6 protein-coding genes and 1 pseudogene are annotated in these 6,629 nt (G+C 64.1%); 6 read left to right on the top strand and 1 reads right to left on the bottom strand.

From position 1 onward, the window contains the following. Window positions 1-309: 309 nt before the first annotated feature. On the bottom strand, window positions 310-942 hold the full coding sequence (gene yihA, locus AC0SZ7_RS00185; protein ID WP_475502441.1) for a ribosome biogenesis GTP-binding protein YihA/YsxC: 633 nt from the start codon (window positions 940-942) through the stop codon (window positions 310-312). Between the two features lie 223 nt (window positions 943-1,165). On the opposite strand from yihA, the pseudogene AC0SZ7_RS00180 reads away from it, so the two are divergent. From AC0SZ7_RS00180 to AC0SZ7_RS00155, 6 genes and pseudogenes are all read left to right on the top strand, one after another. Continuing rightward, window positions 1,166-1,318: pseudogene (locus tag AC0SZ7_RS00180) on the top strand (hypothetical protein); the annotation flags it as partial. Further along, the gene (locus AC0SZ7_RS00175; protein ID WP_475502440.1) at window positions 1,318-1,926 is read left to right on the top strand and encodes a c-type cytochrome; all 609 of its coding nucleotides are present in this window, start codon (window positions 1,318-1,320) and stop codon (window positions 1,924-1,926) included. The pseudogene AC0SZ7_RS00180 and the gene AC0SZ7_RS00175, both read left to right, overlap by 1 nt. 156 nt (window positions 1,927-2,082) lie before the next feature. Beyond that, window positions 2,083-2,733, top strand: coding sequence for a thiol:disulfide interchange protein DsbA/DsbL (locus AC0SZ7_RS00170; RefSeq protein WP_475502439.1), 651 nt, complete (start codon window positions 2,083-2,085; stop codon window positions 2,731-2,733). Between the two features lie 15 nt (window positions 2,734-2,748). Continuing rightward, a complete protein-coding gene (locus AC0SZ7_RS00165; protein WP_475502438.1) occupies window positions 2,749-3,627 on the top strand; it encodes an endonuclease/exonuclease/phosphatase family protein in 879 nt (292 codons plus the stop codon). After that, the gene (locus AC0SZ7_RS00160) at window positions 3,624-5,699 is read left to right on the top strand and encodes a GGDEF domain-containing protein (protein ID WP_475502437.1); all 2,076 of its coding nucleotides are present in this window, start codon (window positions 3,624-3,626) and stop codon (window positions 5,697-5,699) included. Before AC0SZ7_RS00165 ends, AC0SZ7_RS00160 begins: the two co-directional genes overlap by 4 nt. A gap of 153 nt (window positions 5,700-5,852) precedes the next feature. Then, entirely contained in the window at window positions 5,853-6,629 is a 777-nt protein-coding gene (locus tag AC0SZ7_RS00155; protein ID WP_475502961.1) for an N-acetylmuramoyl-L-alanine amidase, read from the top strand.

Raw genomic sequence — 6,629 nt, 5'->3', positions numbered from 1 at the left:
GGGTGGGGCCGGCCGTGTTTTTTTTGGGCCCACCCCCCGCCGGGCCCCCCCCCCCCCCCCACAACAACGTAGCAGCGGCCGAAGGCCGCGTCTAAGCACGCACCCGCTTAGGACAATTAGTTTTTAGCAGTGCGGGAACTAAACCTGTCAAACCCGACTCAGAGTACCTGAATGGCTGGTGAAGCCGTTCGATGCTCCTATGTTGTGTTAAGTGTTGGCAGATATCTGGACCCCGCCCTAGCGGTCCGGAACTTGGACCCCGAACTTCCCCTCCCCATACGAAGTCCGGGGTTTTTTTTTGCCTGGAATTCAGCCTTCGACCTTGTCCGGCAGTTCCATCCAGCGCGCCAGCACGGCGTACGCTTCTTCCAGGCCCAGGCGCTTGGGCGCCGAGAACAGCTGGATGCTCACCGCATCACCCCAGCCTTTGCGAATTTCCGACTGCACCTTGAGCAGGGTGTTCTTGGCCGCGCCGTAGGTCAGCTTGTCGGCCTTGGTCAGCAGGATGTGCATGGGCATGTGGCTGGCCACCGACCAATCGAGCATCAGCAGGTCGAAATCCGTCATCGGGTGACGGATGTCCATCATCAGAATCAAGCCCTTGAGGCTCTCGCGGCTGCCCAGGTAGGCCTCCAGGTGGCGCTGCCAGTGCTGTTTGAGCGGGATTGGCACCTTGGCATAGCCGTAGCCGGGCAAGTCCACCAGGCGGCGTTCTTCGTCCAGCTCGAAGAAGTTCAGCAGCTGCGTGCGCCCCGGGGTCTTGGATGTGCGCGCCAGGCTGGCGTGGGTCAGGGTGTTCAGGGCACTGGACTTGCCGGCGTTGGAGCGGCCGGCGAAGGCTACTTCAAAGCCATCATCGTCGGGGCACTGGTCGACCTTGGCGGCGCTGAGCGAGAAGGTAGCCTGTTGGCACAGACCGAGGATGGGGTTTTTGACTTGCATGTGATTTCCGCTGTGGGGCGACGCCGGGCAAGGGCCCTGGCAGGCGGGTCGTTTCCGCTTCGCTGACGTCGGTAGTATATAATGCCGTAGATTTCGTGTGTGCTTTGTCCCGCTGCCGGGGCCACACATTGGGGGCATTCTCTGTCGTAGTTGCGCATTAGAACGCAAATTCCCCCAACCCTGAACCTCTCGTTTCAGGACGAAACAGCGGCTTGCTGCTAGCGTCTTTGATGTAACACAGGGTTTCAAGGCTATGCCGCCGCGTGGATTGTGCACGGACTGCAGTGCCGAAGACTACAAGACCGTAATCCAATGGATGAGCGGCCCAAGCCTGCGGCACAGATCTTTCACCCTTAGCCGTAGTTGGATTAGCTGATGAGAAAAATAATAGTAAGTCTGCTTGTGACCGCAGCAGGGCTGACCGGCATGGCCCATGCGGCGGGTGACCCGGCCGCCGGGCAGGCCAAGGCGGCGGTCTGTGGTGCCTGCCACGGGCCGGACGGCAACAGCATGGCGCCCAACTTTCCGAAGCTGGCCGGCCAGGGCGATCGCTACCTGGAGAAACAGTTGCACGACATCAAGTCCGGCAAGCGCCAGGTGCCCGAGATGACGGGCCTGTTGACCAACCTCAGCGACCAGGACCTTGCCGACCTTGCCGCCTACTTCAACAGCCAGAACGGCAGCGTCGGCGCCGCCGACCCCAACCTGGTGGCCAAGGGCGAAGCGCTGTTCCGTGGTGGCAAGCTGGACGCCGGCATGCCCGCCTGCACGGGTTGCCACTCGCCCAATGGCGTCGGCAACCCCATGGCCGGCTTCCCGCACCTGGGTGGCCAGCATGCGCAGTACGTGACCAAGCAGCTCACTGACTTCCGCGAGGGCAACCGCACCAACGACGGTGACACCATGGTGATGCGCAGCATTGCGGCAAAACTCAGCAACAAGGACATCGAGGCCCTGGCGTCCTACGTGCAGGGCCTGCACTGAAGCGCTTGTCTTGCCTTGAAATGAAACAATTAAAAAGGGCGGCCGTGGCTGCCCTTTTTCATGAAGTCTGCCGTTACACTAGCGAACTGAACCCTTCGGCGACGAGTCTCACCGCACGTCGCCGCACGGCGATCCCTTTTTGCTCAGGAGTAAAGCATGCGTAATCTGATCCTCGGCGCCGCGCTGGTCGCTGCCAGCCTGTTCGGCATGACCGCCCAAGCCGCTGATGCCCCGCTGGAAGCGGGAAAACAATACGTAGAACTGACCAGCCCGGTGCCGGTCGCCCAGCCTGGCAAGATCGAAGTAGTTGAAATGTTCTGGTACGGCTGCCCGCACTGCTACGCCTTCGAGCCTACCATCAACCCATGGATCGAGAAGCTGCCGGCCGACGTGCACTTCCTGCGCATCCCTGCCATGTTCGGCGGCCCGTGGGACCTGCATGGCCAACTGTTCATTACCCTGGACATGATGGGTGTGGAACACAAGGTGCACTCGGCAGTGTTCGACGCCATCCAGAAGCAGGGCAAGCGCCTCACCGACCCTGACCAGATGGCTGACTTCGTCGCCACCCAGGGTGTAGACCGCGCCAAGTTCCTGGAAACCTACAATTCCTTCGCCGTGAAGGGCAAGGTCAAGCAGTACAAGGACCTGGCCGTGGCCTACGGTGTGCAGGGCGTGCCGACCATGATCGTCAACGGCAAGTACCGTTTTGACCTTGGCACTGCAGGTGGCCCTGAAGAAACGCTGAAAGTGGCCGATGCACTGATTGCCAAAGAACGTGCAGCCAATAAGAGCGCTGCCAACTAACCATCAGGTGACCCCGTGCGCCGCTGGAGATCGGAACGTGTCGTTGGCCTGCGTGATCCGCGGGTCAACGAGCATCATGTAAATGCCAGCGGCCTCCCTGAGGATGGCCGGCTGCGCCTGCTCAGTTTCAATATTCAGGTTGGCATCAGCACTCAACGCTACCGCCACTACCTGACGCGCAGCTGGCAGCACCTGCTGCCGCACACCGGCCGGGCCAATAACCTGCAGAAGATCGGCGACCTGCTCGCCGACTTCGACCTGGTGGCCTTGCAGGAGGTGGACGGCGGCAGCCTGCGCTCGGGCTACGTCAACCAGGTGGAATACCTGGCCCAACTGGGCGCTTTCCCCTACTGGTACCAGCAACTTAACCGCAACCTTGGCCGCCTGGCCCAGCATAGCAACGGCATTCTCAGCCGCTTGCGGCCCTGGAGCCTGGAGGACCACCCGTTGCCGGGCCCTGCCGGCCGTGGTGCCATATTGGCGCGCTTCGGCGAGGGTGACGAGGCGCTGGTGGTGGTGATGATGCACCTGGCCCTGGGCACCAAGACCCGGGTGCGGCAGCTGGCCTATATTCGCGAACTGATTGGTGGCTACAAGCACCAGATCCTCATGGGTGACATGAACACCCATGCCAGCGACCTGCTGCTGCATTCGCCGTTGCGTGACCTGGGCCTGCTGGCCCCCCAGGCCGAAGCCACGTTCCCCAGCTGGCAGCCCAAGCGCTGCCTTGATCATATTTTGCTCAGCCCAAGCCTCACCCTTGAACGGGTGGAGGTATTGGCCCAACCGATTTCCGATCATCTGCCCGTGGCGGTAGAGATCCGCTTGCCTGACTCCCTTGTGGCCGACGCGCTCCCGGCGCTGCGCCCCTCACCTCGCAGACCCTTGGCATGACCGAAGAAGCCCAGCGCTGGAAAGAAAAGTACCTCAAGAGTATTGAACAGCAGGAAAAGCTGGAGCGCCGCTGGAACGCGCGGCTCGACTTGCTGCGCCGTGGCCTGGTGCGCAGCACCTTGGCGGCGGAGGGCACCGACAAGGCGGTGGACCAGTGCATGAAAGAGATGCGCGAGGTGGTGCGCACCGACGACATGGACGCCGGCCTTGCCGCGTTGATACCGCGGCTGGAAAAGGCCGTGCTCGACTCCGAACAGCGCCGCGAGACCCGCGTCAGCCAGATCAGCACTGCGCTTACGGCGTTGGTGGAGCAGCTGCAAAGCCTGCCGTTGTCACGCGACGTGAGCAAGCCGCTGAAGAAGTTTGCCAAGCAGCTGGAGGAGCGCGCCGGGCAGGCGCGCGAGATTCCCCTGCTGCTCAGCGAGCTTAGCGGCCTGCAAGGCCAGGCCCTGGCTGGCATTGAGGCGAATGCCGAGGATGGCCAGCGGCCGGGGCTGTTCCAGCGCCTGTTCGGTAGCCGTGATGCCGAGCCGGAAGCAGAACCTACACCGCCGGGCGCCGCGCCTGCCCCAGCCATTGCTGCGCCGCCACCGGAGCCGGTTGCGGCGGTAGAGCCCGTTGCCCCTCAACCGGTCAACGAAGTGCACCGGGAGCCGGAAACAGATGTCGCGCCTGTGCCTGCCCCGCAGCCGGTTGCAGCGCCTGAACCCACAGTCGAAGCGCTGCAGGCCACCCCGCCCGCGTCCATCGCAGCGCCGGAGCCTGAACCCGAGCCCCAGCCCCAGCCCCAGCCCGAGCAAGCCGCGCCGAGCGTGCAGCCTTTCGTGCCGGCGGTCGTCGCCGCAGTCCAGGCGCCCGAGGTTCCCGAGGTTGAAGCCACTGCACCGCCTGCCGACGAGCCAGCCCCGCCCGTCTACATCGACCGGCTGCCGCTGCCCTCGGTCATGGCCGAGGCCATCGCCGCCATCGACCCGGATGCCCCCGGCGAAGATGTGCTCTACGCCCTGCCCCCTTCGCCCGAGCCGTCCTACAGCTCGGTGGCCGCGCACATCGAAGAGACCCTGCTTGGGCTGCTCAACGACCTGACGCTGCCGGAACGTCATCGCCCGCAGGCCGAGGCCATGCAGGACCGCCTGCGCCACGGGCTGAACTGGTACGAGCTGCTGCCGATCCTCGATGACCTGGCCACCCTGATGCTGGCCATCAACGACAGCGGCCAGCACGATTTCGAGCTGTACCTCAAGCAGCTCAACGAGCGGCTGGACAACTTCCAGAGCCACCTGCAGGCCGCCAGCGACGGCCACGCCGACAACCGCACTGCCGCACGCGAGCTGGACAGCCAGCTGCGCGAGCAGGTGGACGGCATGCAAAGCAGCATGCAGAAGGCCACCGACGTGGCCAGCCTCAAGCAGATCCTGGAGCAGCGCCTGGAAGGCCTGATCGGCACCATCGACGCCCATGAACAGCAGCGCGACCAGCGCGAGCAGGAAATTGCCACGCGCCTGCAAGGCCTGGCCGAGCGCGTCGCCAGCATGGAAGGCGAAGCCCAGGGCTATCGCGAACACCTGGAAGAGCAGCGCCAGAAGGCGCTGATCGACCCGCTGACCGGCCTGCCCAACCGCGCCGCCTGGACCGAGCGCCTGGAACAGGCCGTGGCGCAGCGCCAGGATGACGGCAGCGAATTGCTGCTGGCGATGCTGGACCTCGATCATTTCAAGTCCATTAACGACAGCTATGGCCACCTGGCCGGCGACAAGGTGCTGAAGATCATCGCCAACGAGCTGCGCAAGCGCTTGCGGCCCATGGACTTCATGGCGCGCTTTGGCGGTGAGGAGTTCGTCATGCTGATCCCGCAGACCTCCATGGTGGAAGGCGTGCGCCTGGTGGAAACACTGCGCGCGGCGGTGGAAGCCTGCCCGTTCCACTTCAAGGGCCAGCGCGTGACCATCACCATTTCCATCGGCATTGCCGGCTTCCGTGGCAGCGAGCGCAGCGAGTTGGTGCTCAAGCGCGCTGACGAAGCCCTGTACCGCGCCAAGGACGCCGGCCGCAACCGCGTGCTGCACGGCTGACGTACACCCCGTAGCAGCTGCCGAAGGCTGCGTCCCGCAGTGTGCCTGCGGAAACGAAGTGCCTGGGACGCGGCCTTTGGCCGCTGCTACGGGGTTGTGATGGTCATGTGTTATACTATTGCATTACTGCCCACCAAGTTGCCGCCCATCTTTATGAAATTCCTCGGCTGTGCCCTGCTGTTGCTCGCGTTGGCGGGTTGTACCCATGGTCTGCGTATCGACCACAGTCATCCCTCGGTGAACCATGACAGCCGGATTCAGTTCGTGGTGCTGCACTACACCTCGGCGTCGGACGAGCGTTCCCTGGCGCTGCTGACCCACGGCGAGGTCAGCGCCCATTACCTGGTGGGCCTCAACCCGCCAACGGTCTACCAGCTGGTGGACGAAGGCCAGCGCGCCTGGCATGCCGGCGAGAGCGAGTGGGACGGCCGCACCTGGCTCAACTCCAGCTCCATCGGCATCGAGATCGTCAACCCCGGCTTCACCGACGGCCCCAACGGCAGGCTCTGGTACCCCTACACCGAAGCCCAGATCCAGGCCGTGGAGGCGCTGCTCAAGGACATCGTCAAACGCTACAACATCGAGCCGCGGCACATCATTGGCCACAGCGACATTGCCCCCCTGCGCAAGCAGGACCCAGGCCCGCTGTTCCCGTGGAAGCGCCTGGCGGACGAAGGCCTGGGCATCTGGCCCGACGCCGGCGCCGTGGCGCGCAACAAGGCGCGCTTCGAGGTCAACCCGCCCAGCATGACCTGGTACCAGCAACAGCTGTCGCGCCTGGGCTACATGACCGTGCAGACCGGCGAGCTGGACGTCACCACCCGCCACGTCATCGCCGCGTTCCAGATGCACTTCCGCCCGGCCCGCTTCGACGGCGAGCCCGATGCCGAAACCGCCGCCATCCTGCAGGCGCTGAACAGCCAGCGCTGA

The organism is Pseudomonas sp. JC1203, from assembly GCF_056175065.1.
The sequence above is the reverse complement of the archived record's forward strand: the minus strand, read 5'-3'. Positions and strand labels throughout refer to the sequence as shown.